This is a genomic window from Affinundibacterium flavidum (assembly GCF_014284175.1).
Classification (GTDB): Bacteria; Pseudomonadota; Gammaproteobacteria; order Burkholderiales; family Burkholderiaceae_D; genus Undibacterium; species Undibacterium flavidum.
This window is the reverse complement of the sequence record NZ_JACOGA010000002.1, coordinates 149,262-172,232: the sequence shown is the minus strand read 5'-3', so window position 1 is coordinate 172,232 and position 22,971 is coordinate 149,262. Positions and strand designations below refer to the sequence as shown.

The 22,971-nt window shown below is 46.8% G+C and carries 16 protein-coding genes; 7 read left to right on the top strand and 9 right to left on the bottom strand.

Translation table 11 applies throughout. The features are described 5' to 3' along the window. Positions 1-144 precede the first annotated feature (144 nt). Together H8K55_RS02585 and H8K55_RS02580 are read right to left on the bottom strand one after the other, a co-directional pair. Positions 145-1,413: an RNA polymerase sigma factor gene (locus tag H8K55_RS02585; RefSeq protein WP_186940461.1), complete on the bottom strand. Its 1,269-nt coding sequence runs from the start codon at positions 1,411-1,413 to the stop codon at positions 145-147. Positions 1,414-1,432: 19 nt separating this feature from the next. Beyond that, complete coding sequence (locus H8K55_RS02580; RefSeq protein ID WP_186940460.1) at positions 1,433-1,780, bottom strand: YciI family protein; 348 nt, start codon at positions 1,778-1,780, stop codon at positions 1,433-1,435. A gap of 385 nt (positions 1,781-2,165) precedes the next feature. Here H8K55_RS02580 and H8K55_RS02575 point away from each other — a divergent pair, with 385 nt between their 5' ends. Continuing rightward, positions 2,166-2,462 (top strand): hypothetical protein, encoded by a 297-nt coding sequence (locus tag H8K55_RS02575; RefSeq protein WP_186940459.1) that lies wholly within the window; start codon positions 2,166-2,168, stop codon positions 2,460-2,462. A 177-nt stretch (positions 2,463-2,639) separates the two neighbouring features. Here H8K55_RS02575 and H8K55_RS02570 read toward each other — a convergent pair whose 3' ends face one another. The 3 genes from H8K55_RS02570 to H8K55_RS02560 all read right to left on the bottom strand — a co-directional run bounded on the left by H8K55_RS02570 (position 2,640) and on the right by H8K55_RS02560 (position 7,238). Continuing rightward, on the bottom strand, positions 2,640-5,021 hold the full coding sequence (locus H8K55_RS02570; RefSeq protein ID WP_186940458.1) for a M1 family metallopeptidase: 2,382 nt from the start codon (positions 5,019-5,021) through the stop codon (positions 2,640-2,642). A gap of 133 nt (positions 5,022-5,154) precedes the next feature. Continuing rightward, the gene (locus H8K55_RS02565; protein WP_186940646.1) at positions 5,155-5,646 is read right to left on the bottom strand and encodes a DNA-deoxyinosine glycosylase; all 492 of its coding nucleotides are present in this window, start codon (positions 5,644-5,646) and stop codon (positions 5,155-5,157) included. A gap of 161 nt (positions 5,647-5,807) precedes the next feature. Beyond that, positions 5,808-7,238 (bottom strand): MFS transporter, encoded by a 1,431-nt coding sequence (locus H8K55_RS02560; protein ID WP_186940457.1) that lies wholly within the window; start codon positions 7,236-7,238, stop codon positions 5,808-5,810. A 757-nt stretch (positions 7,239-7,995) separates the two neighbouring features. Here H8K55_RS02560 and H8K55_RS02555 point away from each other — a divergent pair. Together H8K55_RS02555 and H8K55_RS02550 are read left to right on the top strand one after the other, a co-directional pair. After that, entirely contained in the window at positions 7,996-9,255 is a 1,260-nt protein-coding gene (locus H8K55_RS02555; protein ID WP_186940456.1) for a porin, read from the top strand. A gap of 12 nt (positions 9,256-9,267) precedes the next feature. Next, entirely contained in the window at positions 9,268-9,690 is a 423-nt protein-coding gene (locus H8K55_RS02550; protein WP_186940455.1) for a type 2 periplasmic-binding domain-containing protein, read from the top strand. Between the two features lie 123 nt (positions 9,691-9,813). Here H8K55_RS02550 and H8K55_RS02540 read toward each other — a convergent pair whose 3' ends face one another. Beyond that, positions 9,814-10,845: a Leu/Phe/Val dehydrogenase gene (locus H8K55_RS02540; protein WP_186940454.1), complete on the bottom strand. Its 1,032-nt coding sequence runs from the start codon at positions 10,843-10,845 to the stop codon at positions 9,814-9,816. 390 nt (positions 10,846-11,235) lie between these two features. On the opposite strand from H8K55_RS02540, the gene H8K55_RS02535 reads away from it, so the two are divergent. The 3 genes from H8K55_RS02535 (at position 11,236) to H8K55_RS02525 (ending at position 17,386) form a co-directional block, all read left to right on the top strand. Then, positions 11,236-12,474, top strand: coding sequence for an efflux RND transporter periplasmic adaptor subunit (locus H8K55_RS02535; RefSeq protein WP_186940453.1), 1,239 nt, complete (start codon positions 11,236-11,238; stop codon positions 12,472-12,474). 1 nt (position 12,475) lies between these two features. After that, positions 12,476-15,688: an efflux RND transporter permease subunit gene (locus tag H8K55_RS02530; protein WP_186940452.1), complete on the top strand. Its 3,213-nt coding sequence runs from the start codon at positions 12,476-12,478 to the stop codon at positions 15,686-15,688. Positions 15,689-15,859: 171 nt separating this feature from the next. Then, a complete protein-coding gene (locus H8K55_RS02525; RefSeq protein ID WP_186940644.1) occupies positions 15,860-17,386 on the top strand; it encodes a POT-type proton-dependent oligopeptide transporter in 1,527 nt (508 codons plus the stop codon). Positions 17,387-17,498: 112 nt separating this feature from the next. Here the strand turns inward: H8K55_RS02525 and H8K55_RS02520 are convergent, their stop codons facing one another. The 3 genes from H8K55_RS02520 to H8K55_RS02510 form a co-directional block, all read right to left on the bottom strand. Beyond that, positions 17,499-19,205, bottom strand: coding sequence for an alkaline phosphatase family protein (locus H8K55_RS02520; RefSeq protein WP_186940451.1), 1,707 nt, complete (start codon positions 19,203-19,205; stop codon positions 17,499-17,501). 241 nt (positions 19,206-19,446) lie between these two features. After that, positions 19,447-20,772: an acetamidase/formamidase family protein gene (locus tag H8K55_RS02515; protein ID WP_186940450.1), complete on the bottom strand. Its 1,326-nt coding sequence runs from the start codon at positions 20,770-20,772 to the stop codon at positions 19,447-19,449. Between the two features lie 237 nt (positions 20,773-21,009). Beyond that, the gene (locus tag H8K55_RS02510) at positions 21,010-21,897 is read right to left on the bottom strand and encodes an MBL fold metallo-hydrolase (protein ID WP_186940449.1); all 888 of its coding nucleotides are present in this window, start codon (positions 21,895-21,897) and stop codon (positions 21,010-21,012) included. A gap of 140 nt (positions 21,898-22,037) precedes the next feature. Between H8K55_RS02510 and H8K55_RS02505 the strand changes: the two genes are divergently transcribed. Further along, the gene (locus tag H8K55_RS02505) at positions 22,038-22,949 is read left to right on the top strand and encodes a LysR family transcriptional regulator (protein ID WP_186940448.1); all 912 of its coding nucleotides are present in this window, start codon (positions 22,038-22,040) and stop codon (positions 22,947-22,949) included. The last annotated feature ends 22 nt before the right edge of the window (positions 22,950-22,971 follow it).

Sequence of the window (22,971 nt, the reverse complement as noted above, 5' to 3'; positions counted from 1 at the left end):
TTAAATTAAACTTAAATTATAGGTATTCTCGCACTAACTTCTTTTTTGACGAAATGAGAGGGACTGCCCACTGTCTCTCTTTTCCTTTGTGTTCCTTAGCTGCCTTTGTTTCAGCTTTGTTATAGCTTTGACTCATGCTTTGACTCATGCTTTGATTTGCTTCAAACGCCCCAGCAAAAAACCTCGTGTCGCTTGATCGGTACATAAGCCTATAGCTTGCGTGTAGGCATGTGTCGCCGCTTTGGTATTTCCGCATAATTGGTGCAAATGCGCGCTGGCTGCCCAGTAGGGTTGGTAGTTGTTCAGGCGGTCTTTTAATTCTTTGGTACTCACTATTTGTTCGAGTTGCGCTAATGCGATTTGTGGTGCTGCGACTTCTGCTAATGCTACAGCATGGTTTATAGCAACCACAGGCGAAGCGGTGAGTTGGTAGAGTTGGACATAGAGTTTGTTGATAGCGTGCCAATCAGCTTTGCCTAGATGTCGACGCACGGCATGAGCAGATTGGATGGCGGCTTCGATTTGAAAGCGTCCGCGTTTTTGCATGCTGCTGGCGTGATGTAAGTATTGCTCTGCCTGATTGATTTTTTTGCGATCCCATTGCTGACAATCTTGTTCTTGTAGCGGTACGTAATTGCCTTGCTTATCGTGGCGTGCAGTACGGCGGGATTCTGTATAGAGCATCAGCGCTAACAGGCCGAAGACTTCGGGTTCTTGTGGCACTAATTGGCTTAAGAGTTGTGTGAGCCAGAGCGCTTCGTCTGCCAGACTGCCGTGCTGTATATCGCCATCACCGGTTTGTGACCAGGCGGTGGTGTAAATGCTGTAGATCGCATCTAGTACTGCATCTAGGCCATCACTGATCGCGCTTTGATCGGGGATTGTCAAACGGATTCCTGCCACGCGGATTTTGTGTTTAGCTCTGACTAAGCGTTGCGCCATATTGCTGGGCGCGACTAAAAATGCCGAGGCAATGCTGGCAGCATCAAAGCCTAACAAGGTTTGTAGCATGAGCGGCGCGCGTATGCTGCGATCAATCGCCGGATGGGTGCAGGCAAACATTAATGCCAGTCTTTGATCAGGTATCGCAAGTGGGTCAAATTCAGTGGCGGCTTCATCGATCAAATAGCTAAATTCTTCTTGGTGACGTTTTTGAATTTGCAGGCTGCGAGCTTGATCAATTAATTGACGGCGTGCGACTGTGAATAGCCAGGCTTCTGGATTTGTGGGTAGGCCTTGCGTTGGCCAAGTTTTTAGAGCCGCCTCAAACGCACTGGCAAGGGCGTCTTCTGCACTTGCCAGATCGCCGGAACGTACTGAGAGCATCGCTAGCAAACGACCATAGCTGCGCCGCACCAACGAAGTTATCAACTGCGGGCCAGCGTTTTCGGATGGTTCGGATGGCGTTTGCATAGACGAATTTGCAGCAACATTACATAGGCCAGATGGGGCGTACTTCGATGGAGCCTATGTGTGCGCTAGGACAGCGCGCCGCCCAACTGATTGCCGTATCAAGATCGGGCACTTCAATAATATAAAACCCGCCTAACTGTTCTTTGGTATCGGCATAGGGACCATCAAGTAAGCTAGTTTTACCCTCGCGGATACTGACTGTGGTAGCTGTGGTGGATTCTCGCAGGCGTTGCCCTGCGACCAAGACTCCGGCTTCTGTCATGGCATCGGTGTATGGGCCGTAAGCGGCGATGATTTCGCCTAATTCGTTTTGATCCATTGCGGCTTCGACGGCTTCGCTGGTGGCGATAAGTAACATGTATTGCATGTTGTTCTCCTGAGGTAGATATTTGAAGGGGACAAAATTTCAAAAAAATCGAAGCCTGCTGCACATTATTGCTGCTTCATGATTATGACGTTTGGGTGCAGCTCTAATCGACATCATTTGAATTTATTTTTTGTGCAGACTTGTCGTTTTTGCCAGATTACTCTGCATGCAAGAATCTGTGCAAGTAATGTAAATAATTGTTTCTTCATTTAAGCAAGTCTTTATCTTAAGATATTTAAGCAAGATAATAAGTTCAGGTCATTGACGGCCCCGTCGGTTTTGTTGATGACCTGAAGGAGACAAGTATTCTTTTTCCTTATCGGCATCGTGAAATATCGATACGAAAGTTAAAGGAATTTTTAATTACTTATAAGAAGGAATATCTATGAAATCTAAGAATTGGAGCCTGCGTGCTACCTTGTTGGGTGCACTATTAAGTGTCGCAGCGCTTAGTGCGGTTGCTGCGAATACTAATGGTACAGGTGTACCAAAAGATCCAGGTCCTGTGCCGTTTGGCAATTGGGTTGGTGTGTATAAATTTATCCAACCTCATTATGGTCCCGACGGCCGTTATTACACTTTTACCTATGTCACAGTGACGGGAACCACGCAGGCATACTGCCAGCAGCAAATCCCCACAAATGGCAATGTGATTGTCGTGCAATCGTGTCAGCCTGCTTAATTGAGAAAATTAATTATGTGCTTTGGTTACGTGCTTTGGTTACGCGTACTAGTTGCGTGCAGCAGTTGAGTCACTAATTACAAACATTAACTGTAGGCAAGTTGAAAAAAAGCGCGTTAAGAAAGTAAATTCTTGACGCGCTTTTTCTTGCTTGCTGTGTGTTTCTGTTTTTTAGACTTATTTTTCAGACTTATTTTTAGTCTCAGTTTTGTCTTCGTCCTTCTTTTCGTCTTTATTTAAAGGCGTATTGAAGTCGATCATCATATTGCCGCTAGGTGTCATTTGCTTAAATAACTCCAAACGTGATTTGGTGATCTTACGTGGCCAGGAATTATTGTTCATGTCGATGTCGGCAGTTTCCTGATACGGATCTTGCGTCAGACTGACCATAGGCTCATCCGTAACAATCAGCTTCGTCAGTTTCTTAGAGTTATAACGCCAGACTTCGGCTGGAATGCGCTGTATGACTTTCTTACCGCTTTGCAGTTGGATTTCTAAAATCAAAGGCATCACCAGACCACCGACGTTAGAAAAATCGACGAGGTAATAATACTTGCCTGATTTCAGCATGGCTTTTTCATCTTCATCCAAAGACTTCATCAGATCGTTGTAGTTATTACGATCCTTATTGGTGACGGTGAAATCATCGTGCTCGTTGTAGAAATCTTTCAAGCCAGCTTGATTGTCGATGCGACGTGGCAAAGTCCCTTTATCGCGTTGCACTGCTGTTGAAATCGGTTCTTCGTTTTTCTGTGCACGTCTCCAAGCTTTTTCTACTTCTGGATCTTTGCTCGAAATTTGGTATTGCGTGATGCCATCGATGCTGATATCAACGGCATCGGTCGTGTAGAACCAACCGCGCCAGAACCAATCTAGATCCGTGCCAGAAGCATCTTCCATGGTACGGAAAAAGTCCGCTGGTGTCGGACGTTTAAACTTCCAACGACGGGCATATTCTTTGAATGCAAAATCAAATAATTCACGTCCCAAAATCGTTTCACGCAGGATGTGCAAGCCAGCCGTTGGTTTGGCATAGGCATTATTCCCGAACTGCAAAACAGATTCAGAATTCGTCATGATAGGTGTTTGATTTTTGCTACGCATGTAATCGATGATGCCGCGTGGTTCACTTGGGAACATATCAAGATAGTTTTCTTCCCAAGCGCGCTCTGCCAAAGTTTGCATGAAGGAGTTCAAACCTTCATCCATCCACGACCATTGACGCTCATCCGAGTTGACGATCATAGGGAAATAGTTATGACCGACTTCATGAATAATGACACTGATCATCGCGTATTTGGTTTGCTTGGAATAGGTCAGCGCACCGGTCTTTTTGTCTTTGGTTGGACGGCCACCATTGAAGGCAATCATAGGATATTCCATCCCGCCTTGTGGACCGTTGACTGATTGCGCAACTGGGTAAGGATATTCCAGGCTGTATTTATTGTATTGCTCTATCGTGTGTATCACCGCTTGTGTGGAATATTGTCCCCACAGTGGATTGGCTTCTTTTGGATAGAAGGACATCGCTAAGCCTGTACTGCTACCAGCTTTGTAGCCTTGCGCATCCCAGATAAATTTACGCGAGGATGCCCAAGCAAAGTCACGTACATTCTTGGCTTTAAAGTGCCAGGTTTTGGTCGACGTGGCGCGGGATTTTTCTGCTTTCTCGGCTTCTTCTTGCGTCACGATCACCACTGGTTTGTTAGCGGTGCGGGCTTGTTTGAGTCGTTCGCGTTGCGTGGCAGTTAATACGGCATCTGCATTGTTCAGCTCACCCGTAGCAGAGATTACGTGATCGCTAGGCAAGGTGATTTGCACATCGTAGTCACCAAACTCTAAAGTGAATTCACCAGAGCCTAAAAATTGTTTGTGCTGCCAACCATACACGTCGTAGTAAGCGGCCATGCGTGGATACCATTGGGCGATTTCAAAGATATCGTTTTTGTCTTCTTTGAAATGCTCGTAACCAGTACGTGCCCACAAGACCATGCCGTCATTGATGTTGTAATTCCAGTCCATGCTAAATACAAACTTTTCGCCCGGCTTCAAGCTTTGCGGCAAATCGATGCGCATCATGGTGCGGTTGATGACATATTTTAGCGACTGACCATCGGCGCCTTTGACTGAACCGATTTTAAAACCACCGTCGAACTTGGCATGTTCATTCAAACTGTTTAAACCAGCAAAACTCATCGCATTTGGATTTTTCCAGGCATCGCGAGATGGGTAAGTCGCTGTCAAATTCGCATCGGAATCTGGTTTGAAAATATTTTGATCTAATTGCACCCACAGATAACTCAGCGTGTCGGGAGAATTATTGTGGTAAGTGATGGTTTCTGCGCCTTTGATGGCACGCTTCTCTTCGTCCAAGGTGGCGCGGATCACGTAGTCGGCACGTTGCTGCCAGTAAGCGTGTCCAGGCGCACCAGAAGCGGCACGGGTGGCAGTCGGGGTGGGTAATAGATCTTCTAACTGTCGAAACTTATCGTCCGACTGTGCATTTGCCAACGTCGATATACTGACGCTCGCAAATAGCAATAGTGTTGATAAACGCATTCTTTGCTCTCCTTGAAAATTGGATTGTGGAAATGGTTAATTATTCGTCAAGCTCTCCATTCCTGCCCGTTAGAGAGAGTCTTGGTGCTTTAGTTCGATGTTTGTAAAAAAATAATTTGCGGTAAATTTAAATTTAGAGAGAGTCTCGTAAATGCAACCAGGCATCGCGCTTCAATGGGTAGGCCAAGGTGTACGCCGGACTACTTGATGGCAAGGCTAATAGGTGGTAGCGGTCAGCTTGTCCATCTAAGAGCTTGTGTCCGATTTTTGCGGCAGTGGCGCCGTTGAAGGCGATTGCTTGTAATTGTGGAAGCGTGTTGATGAGCGCAAGTAAATCGTTGTTTGTACGGTCGCGTATTTGGCTATCTAAGCTGCCTTTGCGCTGCGCTTGGGCAATGACATCCCATAATCCTACATGATGCGTTAGCAAGCTTTGCAGGCGGCTAGGGTAGTCAAGTGCCAGGAGATCGAATTGCAATACATCCGACAGCAAATGCCAGAATCGATTTTGCGGATGAGCATAATACTGTTGCAGTGCCAGTGAAGCGTCGCCTGGCAAACTTCCTAAAATTAAGAGGCGCGTGTTGTTGTCGACGATTGGTGCGAAACTGTGCTTGCTTGGCATAAATGATGGCCCCATGAAAAATGCGCGATGGAACTTGTGTTCCATCGCGCATTGTATAGTGCCAGGCAAAAGCTACCAATGAACGCAAGTTTGTTGTGTTTTGGTGGTGGCTTATGAGCTACTTATGTGCCGCGGATGTGCTACTCCAGTGCTGCTCAAGTTCAATGCACCGCAGCTGCCTTTTTACCCAAATGAATTCCTTGCTTGGCCAATATGTTCGGTACCATCCAGGCGTAAATTGCCAAGTAAGCAAAGCATACAACGCCGACCAGATAACTCATTTGTATGCCAATTTTTTCTGAGACCATGCCCTGTATCCAACTGACGATGCCGCCACCCATAATCATCATGATCAGGTAGTTACTGCCTTGCCCCGTATGCTTACCTAAACCACTGATCGCCAATGTAAAGATGCATGGCCAGAGCGTACTGCAAAATAAACCTATGCTGGTAAATGCATAGATGCTCAACATGCCGCTACTCGACATGCCCAACACCAGACCGCCGATTCCGAGTAGAGAGAAGATCAACAACATCTTTGCTGGATTTCCTTGGCTGGCGATGTCGGCGACTATCAATATTAAAACGACGAGGCCGTACACATAGAAATGACTAAGATCATGTTGCGCAATCGCATTCACGATCAAGAACACACTGAATGCCGCATAGGGCATTAAAAACTTTGCGATCTTGGCACTGCCTGCGGCGAGGTTAAAAGCTTCTACACCACCAGTCCAACGGCCTATCATCAGACTAGCCCAATACAAAGAAATGAAGGGCGCGATGTCTTTGGTTTTGTAGCCCTGTGTGATTTCCATATAACCGGGCAGATTGCTGGCTGTCGATACTTCGACACCCACGTAGACAAAAATCGCGATCATACCCATGACCAATTGTGGGAACTGCAGAGCAGAAGTTTGCGTCGATTCTTGATCAAGATTGATTACTTCCCCATTCGGGTGATTCGGAATTGATGACAGCTTTAAAAACACAGCTGCAATTAAGAATGCCGCACCTAATACCAAGTAGGGGATTTTGACGCTTTCGATACTCATCTCGCTGCTCGCGGATGGTGTGCCGAAAATCGCGTAAGCCACAATCACTGGCCCTATCGTCGTACCAAAATTATTTACTCCGCCAGCCAGAGTCAAACGTTGTGACGCGGTTTCAGCCGTGCCTAGAGAAATCGCGAGTGGATTCGCGGTAGTCTGTAGCAAAGAAAAACCTAGGCCGACAATAAACAAACCCGAGAGCATTAAGGGGAATGAAGCCAGATTCGCCGCAGGATAAAACAATAGCGTGCCGAAAGCAGAAATTCCCAAGCCTGTGACCAGACTGTTTTTGTAACCTATGCGCTTAGTGACGTCTTCGTTGATCAATTTAGAGGTGAATAAATACAGTAATGATCCGACTGTATAAGCAACATAAAACGAGAGTGAGACGAATTGGCTTTGCGTCTGCGTAAGCTGAAAGGCGTGCTTGAAAACGGGGATCAAAATGTCATTACTGGCAGCGACAAAGCCCCAGAAAAAGAACACCGTGACTAAGGGAATAAATTGGGCCCAATGGGTATGTGCTGGTGATTTGTTCATGTGTCTCTTTGCGCTATTTTGCGGCATTGTCTGTGGTGGAATTAGGAAGGCTCTGACCTCAACATGCAAGTTCTGCATGCCATCGCAGTCGATTACATCGCGTAATTAAATGCGCATTGATGGTATACCTGAAGCATGCACTGTGTACATGCAATTACATGTAATGCTTTGATTTTTATGAAGCTTTCTTGAAGACTTGTTGGGGGAATGTGCGCCGGTCAAGTATTTTTCACTCAAAAATAGTATTGAAATGAAAATGAATTTGTTTTCTCGTTTGTGACACAAAATTGTCAAACATGGTTAAACATTGATAGATGTCATACGGCAATACTTCGTAACTGTTAGCATCAATCAAGGCAAAGTCGTCCAGGACAAGAACAGGCTAGTGCAGGCATTAATTGATCTGGCAATAACGAAATGTTGTAAAAAAATGGCAGAAAAGTTTTTAAAGAGAAATATCTTTGACGAATTTCTGAATGTTGCTAGTATGACTTGAACACCGTTGTAAAAATGTGATCGCTGATAGCAAAGTGTTTCGTTTCACAAATGTACAATTTGGGTTTCCTCTATCCTGTTTTCGCACTCTTTCTCGTTTTTTTTCTCGTTTGTTTTGTTGTTTCTCTAGGTTTCTTGGCCTTATCAATTCTGTTTCAATTTTGTTGATGCTGTTTTTTGTCTCCCCCCATTAAGTTTGATTAGTTCGATTATTTCGATTCAAGACTTATTCCATCTGGTTACAAAAATAAAGGAAAGCAATATGAAAGCGCATTACATTTATCCCCTGATCTTAGCGAGCATCGCACTGGCGCCAGTCGCGCAAGCCGATGACTTGAGTGATTGGTTGAAAATAGACGGCTTCGGAACGGTTGGCGCGTATAAGGGCAATAACGCGAATGCAGGTGTCCGTGTTGATACCAAACAAAGCACCTATTCACAAAACGAGTGGCGATTTGACGGCGACACCCAAGCGTCCATTCAAGCGACCTTGAACCCACATGGAAAATTGAAAGCCGTACTACAACTCATCTCCAAGAAAGACATTAATAGTAGTCATAAGCCGACAGTGGAATGGGCGTATGTTTCGTATCCCATCACCTCAGAAATCGATTTCAAATTGGGGCGTACTGTCGCACCAATTTATTTACTGTCTGATTACCGCAATCTGGCTTATGCACAGACGACAGTGCGCCCGCAATCAGAAGTGTATCAAGTCAATCCTATCTCTTACCAAGATGGTGCAACCGCGCGCTGGGAGAGAAAAATCGGATCGGGTATGTTGCAGCTAGAAGGATTTTTTGGGAAAGCGAATGTCAGTGTCGCACTAGGTGAAGTGGATCTGGATCGTGTCAAAGGCTTGTCCCTGAAGTGGTCGGATGGGTCTTGGGCTGTGCGCGGTGGTTTTTCTAAATATAACGCTTCTTTGACAGCCCCCACAGTTGCTGCAACCATTAAGTCTTTGACGGCTCTGCCAAGTGTGGTTTGCGCGAATTGTAGTACGGTGATACCCAGCATCGCATCTTTAAGCCCGATCACTGCCGACATTTCGACTTTGGGTGTTACTTATGACGATGGCACGTGGATCGCACAGACTGAATGGACAAAACGCAAGTCTTCCTCTGTTGTTATCAGCTCGGTTTCTGCTTGGGATGTGCTGGGAGGCTATCGTTATGGCGACTTCACACCCTATGTCGGCGCTGGTCGCTATAACACCGATCAGGCTAATCCCGGATTGTTGCCAGGTCCAGGTGCTCCGGCCGCGTTCAAGGCGCAGCTTAATTATCTGAATGCATCTTATCTCGGCGTAGGTAAAGGTGATAGGGATGTTTTCACGGTAGGTGTGCGTTGGGATTTCGCCAAGAATTTAGCATTAAAGGCGCAACTAGAAAGAATCAAGATGGATTCGCCTGAGATTGGCGCATCCAGTTACGTGCAATACCCGACCTCAATGCTAGGTAAACCAAATGGTTTTGATGGTCGCGTATCGATGTTCACGCTCAATCTTGATTTCGTATTTTAAGCGAGGCCTGACATGAAATTATTCACTAAGACATTAATCAGTCTCGCGATCCTGGCGAGTGCCCAAATGGCGCAAGCAGAGCATGTAATTGTGGTTTCTGCAAAAAGCGGTGTTGGTAGTTTAAGTAAAGATCAAATCGCCGATATTTATCTAGGCAATAGCAAAGAGTTTCCAGGTGGTGGACAAGCACTACCTTTGCTATTGAGTTCTGGCGCGGTGCGTACCGAATTTTTCGAAAAAATATTGGGGAAAAATGAAGCGCAGGCAAAAGCAATCTGGTCACGTCTAGTCTTCAGCGGCAAAGGTAGTGCGCCACGCGAAGTCGGGGACTCTGCCGAGATTTTGAAACTAATTGCGAACAACCCAAACTGCATAGGAATCATAGAAAAGAGCGCTGTGAACTCAAGTGTGAAGGTGGTGTATACAAGCCCTTAGTTTGACCTCAGTTGTTCTTAGTTGCTTACAGATGCTTTACTTAGCGCATAGAAAAAATCCCGAAATGTCGATGACGTTTCGGGATTTTTTATTGCAATTTACTGCTAAATTATTGGTGCTAGATTATTTCTTGAAACGCTCTTCCGCCAAGCGATCAGCAATCACACTAGTTGGTACGCCTTCCGCATCAGCACGGGCAAACACTTCAGACAGCGTATCGCCAATACGACGTACATGTGCATCCATGCCGTCTTCTGGGGTGTTCATGTATTCGTAGCAAACCTTGATAATGCCACCAGCATTGATGACGAAATCTGGTGCGTACAAAATACCTTTTTGACGGCAAACTTCACCGATTTCTGGTGTGGCTAATTGATTGTTGGCGCCGCCCGCCACGATTTTCACTTTCAAACGATTCATCGTGTCTGGATTCAAAGTCGCACCGAGTGCACATGGTGCGTAGATGTCTGCGTCCACATCATAGATCGCGTTGACGTCGACCACAGTAGCGCCGAATTCTTCTTGTGCGCGTTTTAAAGAATTTTGATCGATATCAGCGACTACCAATTTGGCGCCAGCTTCATGCAGGCGGCGAGCATAGTCGTAACCAACGTGACCGAGGCCTTGCAATGCCACTGTCAAACCGTCAAAGCTATCGCGTTTGAAATGATGTTTTACTGCAGCTTGCGCACCAACGAAACAGCCTAATGCCGTGAATGGGGATGGATCGCCACGATCACCGAGGCCAGCTACGTATTTAGTTTTGCTGGCGACGTTCGCCATATCTGCTGGGCTAGTGCCAACGTCTTCTGCGGTGACATAGCGGCCACCGAGGCGTTCTAAGGCTTCACCCAGGGCTTCAAACAAAGCCGGTGTTTTATCGGTTTTTGGATTGCCGATGATTACGCTTTTGCCGCCGCCGATAGGCAGACCAGCAACAGCGTTTTTGTAAGTCATGCCGCGTGACAGGCGTAAAACGTCGCGCACTGCTTCTGCTTCTGTGGCGTAATTCCACATACGGCAACCGCCCATGGCAGGACCTAAATTAGTGTTGTGAACCGCGATGATGGCGCGTAAGCCAGATTTGGGTTCAGAGGCGAAAACTACTTGTTCGTGATTGTCGAAATTGACTTCGTTGAATACAAAGGCGGTCATGCTTATGGCTCCGCGCGGAATTGGTCAATGTGGCAGATGTGCCAGCTTGTTCCAGTACCGCAAAAATGATTGAATGGATGAGAGAGAGAAACGTTGGTAAATCGGGCTTTTACCAGGCGGGTAGCCGGTAAAAAATCGGTGATTGTGTCACGCGCGCTGAAGTATAAGGGCAAGGCTGCAGGATTTCAACTTGAATTGCCAATATGAAAATTGATTATGGGAAGGTATTGCTAACTTTTTGTAAATAAGCTGACGGCAAATAAAAATGTCGCGCCATAAATCAACAACTTCACTGTGAAAAGATTATTTTGTCAGCTTCTAGTGACAAAGTATTGAACTTTACGTATGGTAATGGGTTCAAAGATCGATTCTATTCTCGGAGGTTTTACTATGTTGCGACCAAGTCTACTCATTCTTGCTTTATGCCTGATCTTAACGGCATGTAGTCAGGGTGGTAAGGATGGCAAGTCATCTGATAAAAATGCTAGTGCTGGCGCTAATGCGGAACGCACTTTGCAAGTGACGAATGAAGATTATGTCGTGATTCAAAATAGTGCTCTGGCATCGGGTCCGGTCATTACTGGCTCTATTCAGCCAGAGCGTAAAGCCGATCTCCGGGCTGAGGTATCGGCGATCGTGATGCAGGTGTTGAAAGAAAACGGTGAAGCAGTTAAGCGCGGTGACCTGTTGGTGCGTCTGGATGACACGTCTTTCCGTGACCAGTTGGCTTCGGCTGATCAAGGCGCACGTGCCGCACAACAAACGCTGGATCAGGCTGAACGTCAGTTAGAGCGTCTAAAAACTCTTCGCGCTTCCGGCATGACATCGATGCAAGCTTTAGAAGACGCTGAAATTCGCCGGAATAATTCACAAAGCGAATTAGTCGCTGCCAAAGCACGTAGCGTTGCTGCGCGTCAGCAATTGCAACGCACTGAAATTCGCGCACCGTTTGATGGCATCGTCAGCGAACGTAAAGTATCGAATGGTGATACAGCGCAAATCGGTAAAGAAATTATGAAGGTCATCGATCCATCGAGCTTGCGTTTTCAAGGCTTGATTTCCACCGATATGGTAACGGCAGTGAAAGCTGGTCAAGCGGTAAGTTTCCGTATCAATGGCTACGACCAACAATTCGTCGGTAAGGTACGTCGCGTTGATCCTGCAGCAAATGCGACCACACGTCAGGTTGAAGTTTTGGTCGACTTTATCGGTAAAGAGCAGCCACGCGTTTCCGGTTTATATGCAGAAGGTCGGATCGAAGCGGCTACTACGCAAGTATTAACCATTATTAATTCGGCGATTGCGCGTGATGGCGACAAAACTTATGTATGGGCGATTCAAGATGGTCTCTTGAAAAAACAAGTAGTCGCTTTGGGTGAGCGTGACGTACGTCGTGGTGATTATGCGATTCTGTCAGGCTTAAAAAATGGTGACAAGGTCGTGCGTCAACCACTGTCAACTTTTAAAGATGGTTTGAAAGTAGAGATGGCTGCTTCTGCTGGTGTAAATAAAGCGACAGCAAGTGCTGCACCAGCACCTGCAACTGTCGCCACTGCAACTGCTGCAGTGGCGAATGCTTCCGCAGCCTCAGCCTCCAACGCTGCCACCGCAACCGTAGCGGGGAAATAATATGTTCCTATCTGACTTTAGTATCAAACGGCCGATCGCTACGATCGTCATTATTATTGCATTGATGTGTTTGGGTTTATTGGCTCTGAAAAAATTACGCGTCAATGAAATCCCGAATGTGCAAGAACCAGTGCTCGGCGTCTACGTGCCTTACCCGGGCGCTTCACCTGAAAGCGTGGAACGTGAGATCGTTAATCGTATCGAGAAGTCACTGCAAAGTATTTCTGGTGTGACGCAATTACGTTCTTCTGCCAGTGAAGGCAGCGCTTATTTCACACTGATCTTTAACTTCGATCGCAATATGATTGAAGCGTCGGATGATGTGCGCAATGCGATTGCTTCGGTGCGCTATAAGTTGCCGACCGAAATGCGCGAACCGATTATTGAAAGACGCGACCCTAACGATCAACCGATTATGCAGATGGCTTTGTCCTCCAAGACTAAGACACATGCAGAGATTTCTCGCTTAGCCGAAGATGACTTGTCTGATCGTTTCCGTGGTGTTGATGGCGTTGCGGTTGTCACGGTGAACGGTTCACTCAAGCGTGAACTCAGTGTTTTATTACGCGCACAAAAATTGCGTGAATTTAATGTCTCGGTATCTGAAGTAGTAGCGGCTTTACGTACGCAAAACTCGACTGCACCGGTCGGTAAAGTGCGTGGCACGATGGAAGAGAAAAGTATACGTCTGGTTGGTCGTTTAGAATCGCCAGCAGAGTTTGAACAGATCGTGGTTAAGCGTCGCGGCAATGAAGTTGTGCGTCTGGCGCAAGTGGCAACGATACAAGATGGTTTTGCTGAAATCGGTGGATTCAGCGTGCGTAATGGCAATCCCAACGTCGGTATCATGGTGATGAAATCACGCGATGCGAGTACTGTCTCGGTAGCGAATCGTATCCGTAGTATGGTGGATGAAGTGAATAAGTCCTTACCAGAAGGAACGAAATTAGAGATCACGCAAGATGGTGGTAAGAACGCGCAAAAAAATCTGAATAACGTGATTGAATCTCTCTTGTTCGGTGCGGTGTTAACGATTTTTGTGGTGTACGTCTTCTTGAATTCTTGGCGCTCAACGTTGATTACTGCTTTGAGTTTGCCAACATCGGTGATTGCGGCATTTATCGCGGTGTGGTTGTGCGGCTTTACGCTGAACTTCATGACTTTGCTTGGCTTGTCACTGGCGATTGGTGTCTTGATCGATGACGCGATTGTGGTGCGGGAAAATATTGTGCGCCACATGGAAAATGGATCAGATCGTCGTACGGCGGCCTTGAACGGTACTGCTGAAATCGGTTTGGCGGTAGCGGCGACCACTTTCTCGATTATGGCGGTATTTATTCCAGTCGCGTTTATGCCTGGCGTGTCGGGCGAATGGTTCCGTCCATTTGCTTTGACTGTGACGGCATCCGTGATGGTGAGTCTGTTTATCTCCTTCACCCTTGATCCTATGTTGTCGGCATTCTGGGGTGATCCAATTGGACATCATCTGCAACCAAAGACAGGTATCAGTCTGATTTTGGAGCGCTTCAATCACTGGTTCGATCGCAAAGCCGAAGGTTATGGCAATGTGATTGCCTGGGCCTTACACCATAGACGTTGGATGGCAGTCATTGCATTACTGAGTTTTGTGATGGCGATTGTTCTGCACGCAACTTTAGGTGGCACGAGTTTCTTGCCTGCTTCCGACAGCGGCAATTTGATGATCAATATCCGCACGCCATCGAGTTCTAGCTTGGAGTATTCGCGTTTGAAAGTCGAAAAAGCGGCTGAGTTGGCGCGCACCCTGCCAGAAACAGTAGCGACCAATAGTAGTGTGAGCATCACTGGTGGTCGTGTGTATGTGGATATTGGCAAGAGTACAGAGCGTAAGCGCTCTGCCGCTCAAGTTGCCGTCAGTTTGCGTGAAAAAGTGGCGACACTGGTCGGTGCAGAATACGTGGTGCAAGACGATTTGAATAACGGTGGTGGTAAGCCAGTGCAAATCAAATTCTCTGGTGAAGATTCACGTAAATTGATGGAAATTACGACCGACTTTATGGCGAAATTGCGCAAGGTTCCTGGTGCGGTCGATGTCGGTTTGTCTGAGCAAGATCCTAAAGATGAATTGCAGATCGAATTGAATCGCGGTTTGGCAAATTCCTTGGGTATTTCGGCAAACGATGCAGCGCAGGCTTTACGCGTCGCGTTTGCTGGTGTCGAAGTTGGTGATTGGGTTGATCCAACGGGTGAGACGCGCGACGTGTCTGTGCGCTTGCATCCAGAAGACCGCGTCAGTGCCGACAATATCGAAACTTTACCGATTGCCGTAACAGGTACCGATAAGATGGTTCCACTGGAACAAATCGCAACGATTACCATGGGTAAAGGTCCGGCAAGGATCGAGCATTCCGACGGTAAACGTATGATTTCTGTATCAGCCAATGTGCAAGGGCGTTCGCCTGGTGAAGTTACGACTGAGGCATTGAAGATTGCGAAGGCGATTAATTTCCCGGCAGGCTTCGGGATTCAATTAGATGGTTCAGCGAAAAATCAAAATGAATTATTTACAGAAATGACGATCGCCTTGTTCATGGGTATCGGCCTGATGTACTTAATTTTGGTCATGCAGTTCGGCTCATTCACCGCACCGCTTCCAGTGATGTTGTCCTTGCCTTTGAGCTTGATCGGTGTGGTATTGGCTTTGTTATTGACCAAGGGCACGTTGAACTTGATGAGTTTTATCGGCATTATCATGTTGATGGGCTTAGTTGCGAAGAATGCGATTCTCTTACTCGATTGCGCGCGCAAGCGTGAAGCAGAAGGCGTTGGTCGTGAAGAGGCTTTGATGTACGCTGGTCGTATGCGTTTGCGTCCTATTTTGATGACGACCTTTGCGCTGATCGCCGGTATGTTGCCGGTGGCAATTGGGATGGGTGAGGGTGGTGAATTCTATCGTCCATTGGCGATTGCGATTATTGGTGGCACGATTACTTCTACGTTGTTGACTTTGTTGGTTGTGCCGACTTTCTATGACAGCATAGAAATCGCTCGTGACCGCATGTTTGCAAAATTTGGTCGTCGTGTCGTGCGCTGGAATGCTTTTGTCGCCTTTATATTGACCTTCATTGAAGCGATCTTGACCTTGATTTTTGTGCGCTTAATTTATCGCGGTCTGAAATTTGTGTTGTTTTGGATCATGGGTAAACCACAGCCAAAGGCACAAAAAAGTTCATGAGCTAAAGTCAAAAAGAAGTAAGTAGTGAACCAGCAGTAAATTAGTAGACTATCGACAACGGCCTCGCAAGAGGCCGTTGTCTTGTGTCTTTGAACAAATAGAAAAGCTAGTGAGGATAATGTGAATCTCAGCAACCCTACGACTACCGATTTGGGAACATCCGCTCCCAAAATGCCTAAGCAAATTCCCTTCATCATTGCGAATGAAGGCTGTGAGCGTTTTAGTTTCTATGGCATGCGCAATATTTTGACGGTGTTTTTGATGACCAGTTTGTTGTTAGCTATACCCGAAGAGTTGCGCAAAGGTGAAGCCAAGAATGTGTTTCATACCTTCGTGATTGGCGTGTACTTTTTCCCTTTACTCGGTGGTTGGTTGGCTGACCGGGTGTTCGGTAAATACAATACGATCTTGTGGCTGAGCTTAGTCTATTGTGCAGGCCATGCTTGCCTTGCGATGTTTGAACATAGCATGACAGGCTTTTATACCGGCTTGTTTTTGATTGCATTGGGTTCCGGTGGGATTAAACCCTTGGTTGCTTCCTTTATCGGCGATCAATTCGATCAGACGAATCGCTCTTTAGCGCAAAAAGTATTCGATGCGTTTTACTGGATTATCAACTTCGGTTCTTTCTTTGCGTCTTTGTTGATGCCGATATTTTTGAAACATTTTGGTGCCAGCGTGGCGTTCGGTATCCCTGGTATTTTGATGTTTATCGCGACTTTCGTATTTTGGTTAGGACGTAAAAAATATGTGCGAGTAGAACCCGTTAGCAACGATCCCCATGCGTTCTTGGTGGTAATCCGTAGTGCGATTTTGTCGCGAGGTGCAACCCGCACTGAGAGCCGTCCGGGTTTGTGGCTGACTTTATCGGGTTTTGCCTTAGCGATTACCGGTTTGTTTTTCATTCCACAAATAGGTGTTGTCGCTGCCTTGTGTTCCGCTTTAGTGCTAGTCATGGGTTTTGGCGGCGCTGGCGCTTGGATACAATTAGAACGCGTGCGCGGCATTCATCCCGATGCAGCGATTGATGGCGTGCGTAATGTCTTGCGTTTGTTAGTGCTGTTCGCATTGATCACACCATTCTGGTCATTGTTTGATCAAAAAGCCTCGACTTGGGTTTTGCAGGCGGATCACATGACTAAGCCAGAATGGTTTCAATCTTCCATGATGCAAGCCTTAAATCCGGCATTGGTGATGATCCTGATCCCGTTTAATAACTTCGTTCTCTACCCCTTGCTGGCGCGCGGCGGCGTTAAAGTGACGGCTTTACGTCGCATGGGTACGGGTATCGCGGCGACGGGTCTTGCGTGGATAGTCGTTGGCGGTTTGCAGTTAGAAATTGATGGCGGTGATCCGATTACCATCGTCTGGCAAATCATCCCTTATGCTTTGATGACTTTTGGCGAAGTTCTGGTTTCGGCGACAGGATTGGAATTTGCGTATAGTCAGGCGCCGATTTCTATGAAGGGCGTGATTACTAGTTTTTGGTATTTGTCTGTGACGGTTGGTAACCTATGGGTCTTGTTGGCAAACTCTAGTGTGAAAGGCGAGGCAGTGACTGCATACATACAATCGCTGGGGTTGAGTGTCACGGCATTCCAGATGTTCTTCTTCGCTGGATTCTGTTTATGCGCCGCAGGCCTATTTGCCATGTATGCGCGTAATTATCGAATGTTGGATAACTATCGCCAGGCATAAATTATTTCTGTAGATTGCAGGAATTAAAAAAGCCGCAAAACCTCAGCAGGTTTCGCGGCTTTTTTGTAAGTGATTAAGCAGCTTACTTAAGTTTATCTAAGCCTACCTAAGCTTATCTAAGCGTCTCAGTCAACACCCGACCTTCAGCACCCGAGGGCATTCTGATTTTTAACAGATGCGACAATGTCGATGCGATATCTACCACTTCTGCGTATTGGCTGTAAGCACCGGCTTTAATCCAAGGCTTGCCCATGAAGATCAAAGGCACGTTGGTATCGTAAGTGTAAGGCGAACCATGTGAAGTGCCGGAGTTCGCACTTCCAAAATACCAAAATGGCTTTGCTACCACCACCAGATCTCCCGACAATTGCTTATTCCAGCCACGTTGCATTAAGCGACTGATGCGGTCATTTGGTAGCATGCCAGTTTCAAATTGAGTGCGCGTGTAGGCATTCGCAACGCCCTTGTAGTTAAGTAAAAAACGTGCCGCCGCATTTTCTAAATCAGTGCGTGAAATTCCCTTTGATTCTGCAGCCGCATAATTCAAGAAAAAATTCGGGGCAGACCACTTACGGACTAATTTTTCTACGCCAAATTTTTCTTGCAAGTGCTGATTCAATGCCTGCAACATTTTGCTTCCTTCAAGGCGATTGGCGTCACGCTTGATGCTTTGTGAAAACTCTGGAACATTTGAAAAACCGTGGTCAGCGGTCAGCACGACCAGCGTATTATCGAGTCCCACTTTTTTATCGACATCGTTCAAGAATGCCGCTAATAAGCGATCCAAGCGTTGCAAATGGTCGTGCGACATTTTACTTTCTGGTCCCCAGTTATGATTGACATAATCGTGGCTGGATAAACTCACACCTAAGACATCGGTCACACCCGCTGAATTATTTCCCAGCTTTTCGCCGTCGATCGCGGCGCGTGCAAATTCTAAGGTTAATTCATCGACATACGGGCCAGTGAATAATTTTTCATAATACTCTGCGTCGGGTTTGCCGGACTTGCTATCGTAGACATACGGAAAACGTTTGCTGTTGGAGCTTTCTGATGGTGCGACGATATCGTCAGAAGCATCGCCCACATAGGCTTGCTCTGGCAGCAAAGTATTCCATTGCTTGCCGTAGAAACGGTCTTGCGGTTTCTTCGCGACAAATTGTTGTTGCCACTCGGGATAGTTTTGCATGTAGTAAGTGCTGCTGGCGAAGTTGCCAGATTTTTTCATCAGCATATAAGCCGTGCCGGTTTTACCTGCTAACAAAATCGCACCGCGGTCTTTGCCCGATACCGTAATCACTTTTGATTGATTGCCAGTCGCGTAACGCAATTCATCGCCAACCGTACTCACTCTTAAATTTGCTGGGGACGTGCCATCGCTTGCCTTGGTATCTTCATTCAGATAAGTGTGTTGGCTATCTTCGGTACAGTAAATTGACGTGAGGGTTTGCGGATCTAACCAGTTATTACCGATGATGCCGTGTTGGTAAGGATAGGCACCACTCAACACTGCGGCATGACCCACCGCGGTCACGGTAATCCCGTGCGCCTGATGTGCATTACCGAACCATGCACCTTGTTCTAACAAACGCTTAAAACCACCTTCGCCGAATTGATGACGGTAGCGTTGCACTTGTTCATTTGGGAGACCATCAACGACTAACACCAACACCAGCTTTGGGGCCTTAGCGATTTTGGGGCCTTGTTCATTGGCGGCAAATGCGCATGAGAACGAACTGGCAAATGCGATTGCGGCGAGGCTAGCAAGTAGTGTGCGGCGCGAATTTGAAGGGATATTCTGAGAGATGGATTTCAGCATTATGAGCGGTAGCTAATTTAGAAAATCGTTGAAAAATAGACGGAAAATCAAAACAGCCCATAGGATACCGTAAGTGAGAATTTAGTTCGAATTCTTATGTGATGAAGAAATGTGGTCAGATATTTAAAACTGAAATTTTCTTATGCCTTCTTGTTATGGAAATATGAAACTTGCTATCGGTTACAGAGATAGCAAGCTCAATTTTTATTACGAATGTGCATAGCCAAGTCTACGATCAGATTTATGGTACTTTGGCGGGAAGATTTTTAAGTAATTGTCTATCAAGTTTTGCTGCGAGGCCGACGCTGCGTCCAGCTAGGTTGACTACCCGATATTCGACCGATGTTCCCAAGATTTGCGCACTTTCAGATAGATTCAAACCATAGTCTTCTGCCAGCCATTGAGTCATACCACTAGTCGCTAGTTTGAGTGCCTCATCTAAGGAGCCTGCTTGCCCCAGCGTCATGATGTGGGTTGGCGAAACTACGCGTGGCATGGCAATTTGTTTGTGCTTAATCACTTCGACGCTAAACTCCACAGCCATCGAGGTTTCTAAAGCATATTGCGAGGTTTCACCATCGCCTTGCAAAGCGTGGGCATCGCCAAGATACAGCAAAGCACCCGGTTGATTGACCGCTAGATAGACGGTATTACCTTCGACCACTTCATTAAAATCCATATTGCCGCCGAAGTTGCCAGTGTCGCCTGTAGAAATAGCGGGCATGCCATTACCTGGCGCGAGGGCTAATCCACCTAGCATAGGCTTAACAGGAACTTTGAAATTCTTTAGCTTTTCACTGGCATTTTCTGGACTGGCTAAACCATTTTTCAAATCGAGTTTCCAGCGCACCGCTTGCCCCAATTCTGTGCTGCGGGATGCTAGGCGTGTGGTCTGGGCTTTGTGGACGATCATATCCAAACTATCGGCATAGTCGCGATTAAGACGCAGACGTTTAATATGAATTGCCAGCACATCACCAACATCCGCATCTGCAATATAGAAAGGGCCGGTTTGAGGATTACCGTACAAAGCCACGGTCATACCGTGTTCATCGACGCCACCAGAATCGACAGTCTTCGTTTGAACCGTATCGCCTGACCAAATAGTCAAGACTGGTGAGCGATCAGGTGAGAAGGTGTTTGAATACGAGCTTGGATCATATTGGTAAGTGCGCGGATTGCCATTAGGTCGAGCAGGAATTTTGTTGGCGCTAAAGGTATGTTGAACCCGTACTTGTGGGTGATTACTATCGGGGAAATCAGCCTCGCCACTCAAACCTTCTGGGGTGATTTTTGCGCGGTAGGTGTAAGTCGTTTTATCTGCTGCCGTTGCGGTAAAAATATAGCCGTCAGCTGTACGAACGCCAACCAAGGGATCTCGATCTATGCTGCCGCTGATCTTACCGTCTTGCTCGTCGAGTTCCAGGCTTTGATAAGTCGTATTGCCCCAGCGTTCAAGTTTCATGACGTAGGAGCTATGCGTGGTCGTCCTCACCTGGGCGTACAAATTCAAGCAGCTTAATGCGCTGGTTACGAGTAGTGCGGATATAAAGGTGGGTAAGCGCATAAATCATTTTCCTGTTTCTGATGTGGATCTTTTGATTGGAAGATGCAGCTCATGCGCTGCGCATCTTTGATGCACGAAGCATAGTCAGAATTGATGGAGAAAATGTGGAGGTAGCCGGGATGACGAGGAATTTGCAGCTGAGAATGATCGTTTTGGCTCTAAACAACAATAGTCCGGCAAACTCCACCGGACTATTATGCCAATTTACGGTGAGACTAAGTTTTTAGCCTTGCGTGATTACCACTTCATCTCGCCTGTGTTGACTTTGGCACCGATATCCAATGACAAACCACCTTCGGTCAATTGTGGGTAAGACTGTTTCATTGCCTTGATCAGCGTCGTGCTGTCTTTGTTTGCGCTGAGATTTTTTTCAAACGTCAGCAAGTAATTTTTCGTAAAACTGATGGCACTGACATCGACTTGTGTACCTGCACTCATGTGGCCGGGTACCACCAGCTCTGGTTTTAAGGCGGCCATTTCATCGAGTTGTGCTATCCATGCCGCACGCTCTGCGCTGCTTTGTGTGTCTGCTGTCCATACATGCATATTGCCGAAGACGGCGATATTGCCAACGATGGTTTTGATTGAGGGTATCCATGCGTAAGGGCGGTGCGCCAAGGCACCGGTGGTGCCATGTATCTCAATCGTTTGCCCTTCTAGTTTGATGGTATTGCCACTTAATGCTTGTGGCGTGATCGGTGCGCGTGGTGCATTTAAGCCCATTTTAGGACCCCAGAACGCCACTTTTCCTGCCATCTTCGCGCTGAGTTTTTCGAGTACCGCAGGTGTCGTCACAACTTGCGCTTGCGGGAAGAATTCTTTCAAGGTTTCTACGCCAAAGTAGTAATCAGGATCGGCCTGGCTAACATAGATGATGCTCAGTTGTTTACCGCTATCGAGCACGTTGGCGGCGATGCGCAAGGCATCTGCGCGAGTAAAGCCAGCATCTATCACCATCGCTTCTTTCTCGCCATAGATAAGCGTGGAGTTGACATTAAAGCTTCCGTTTCCAGCGTTATAGATTTTCACGGTCAATGGGGCAGCTTGAGCGGCTTGTGCTGTGCCAAATGTGATGGCGAGTGTCGTTGCGATTGTGCTGGTAATTGCGTTTTTAATTAAGTTCATGATGAGCTCCGTGGTCTGATAAAAAATACGCAAAGTTGCGTTGGATTGAACTATAGTTGCTAATATCGCGCAGATAAACCGCTTAAAATGCGCATAACTGTTTCTTAAATAGAGCAAATAATAATTAAATAAGCAAAAAAATGGATAGATTAACTGCAATGCAAGTTTTTGTTGAAGTCGCCACCAGTGGCAGCTTTAGTGCAACAGCCGACAAATTAGACATGTCACGCGCCATGGTGACACGCTATGTGGGAGAGATGGAACGTTGGCTGGCGGCGCGGCTGTTACAGCGCACCACGCGTAGTGTGACCCTGACCGATGCGGGTGAAAATTGTTTGCGCCGTTGCCAGCAAATGTTAGCGCTGATGGAGAATGTGGAAGAAGAAACCAGTGAGCATGATGGTGAATTGCGCGGGCAACTTCGTCTCACTTGTAGTGTGTCGCTTTGTTATGCGCAACTGGCGGCAGCAATCGTAGATTTTTTGCGCTTGCATCCACAACTGAAGATCGATTTGAACGCCAGTGAAAGTGCTCTGAATCTGGTCGAAGCTAGAATTGATCTGGCGATACGGATTAGCGCGGCGCCCGATCCGATTTTGATTGGCCGTATTCTGGCACCGTGTAGTTCAGTCTTAGTGGCATCTCCCGCTTATTTGGCAAGTCATGGAATTCCGCAAATGCCTGCTGATTTAACGACGCACCGTTGTGTCAGCTATGCGAATTTTGGTAAGAGCATTTGGAAGCTGAGTCGAGGTGAAGAGAGTGCACAAGTCAGCATAGGCGGCTATTTCAGTGCAAATGAAGCGACCACCTTATTACAAGGTTGTCTTGCAGGTGGCGGTATCGCTTTGCAACCGACTTTCTTGGCTAACCCGTATTTACGCGATGGCCGTTTGCAACAAGTCTTGCCCGAGTGGCGTTTGCCAGAAATGTCGATTTACGCGCTATATCCTTCGCGCAAACACTTATCACCTGCAGTAAGAGCCTTGCTTGATTTTTTGGTGGAGTGGTTTGCGCTTGTACCTTGGCAGGATACTGAATCTAAAACTTAGGATGTAAAAAAAAGAAGTTTAA

Excerpts from the sequence above, each read along its gene's own strand:
- H8K55_RS02585 (WP_186940461.1), bottom strand. The coding sequence starts at position 1,413 with ATGCAAACGCCATCCGAACCATCCGAAAACGCTGGCCCGCAGTTGATA.
- H8K55_RS02580 (WP_186940460.1), bottom strand. The coding sequence starts at position 1,780 with ATGCAATACATGTTACTTATCGCCACCAGCGAAGCCGTCGAAGCCGCA.
- H8K55_RS02520 (WP_186940451.1), bottom strand. The coding sequence starts at position 19,205 with ATGCTGAAATCCATCTCTCAGAATATCCCTTCAAATTCGCGCCGCACA.
- H8K55_RS02525 (WP_186940644.1), top strand. The coding sequence starts at position 15,860 with ATGCCTAAGCAAATTCCCTTCATCATTGCGAATGAAGGCTGTGAGCGT.
- H8K55_RS02570 (WP_186940458.1), bottom strand. The coding sequence starts at position 5,021 with ATGCGTTTATCAACACTATTGCTATTTGCGAGCGTCAGTATATCGACG.
- H8K55_RS02560 (WP_186940457.1), bottom strand. The coding sequence starts at position 7,238 with ATGAACAAATCACCAGCACATACCCATTGGGCCCAATTTATTCCCTTA.
- H8K55_RS02510 (WP_186940449.1), bottom strand. The coding sequence starts at position 21,897 with ATGAACTTAATTAAAAACGCAATTACCAGCACAATCGCAACGACACTC.
- H8K55_RS02505 (WP_186940448.1), top strand. The coding sequence starts at position 22,038 with ATGGATAGATTAACTGCAATGCAAGTTTTTGTTGAAGTCGCCACCAGT.
- H8K55_RS02540 (WP_186940454.1), bottom strand. The coding sequence starts at position 10,845 with ATGACCGCCTTTGTATTCAACGAAGTCAATTTCGACAATCACGAACAA.
- H8K55_RS02565 (WP_186940646.1), bottom strand. The coding sequence starts at position 5,646 with ATGCCAAGCAAGCACAGTTTCGCACCAATCGTCGACAACAACACGCGC.
- H8K55_RS02575 (WP_186940459.1), top strand. The coding sequence starts at position 2,166 with ATGAAATCTAAGAATTGGAGCCTGCGTGCTACCTTGTTGGGTGCACTA.
- H8K55_RS02530 (WP_186940452.1), top strand. The coding sequence starts at position 12,476 with ATGTTCCTATCTGACTTTAGTATCAAACGGCCGATCGCTACGATCGTC.
- H8K55_RS02515 (WP_186940450.1), bottom strand. The coding sequence starts at position 20,772 with ATGCGCTTACCCACCTTTATATCCGCACTACTCGTAACCAGCGCATTA.
- H8K55_RS02535 (WP_186940453.1), top strand. The coding sequence starts at position 11,236 with ATGTTGCGACCAAGTCTACTCATTCTTGCTTTATGCCTGATCTTAACG.
- H8K55_RS02550 (WP_186940455.1), top strand. The coding sequence starts at position 9,268 with ATGAAATTATTCACTAAGACATTAATCAGTCTCGCGATCCTGGCGAGT.
- H8K55_RS02555 (WP_186940456.1), top strand. The coding sequence starts at position 7,996 with ATGAAAGCGCATTACATTTATCCCCTGATCTTAGCGAGCATCGCACTG.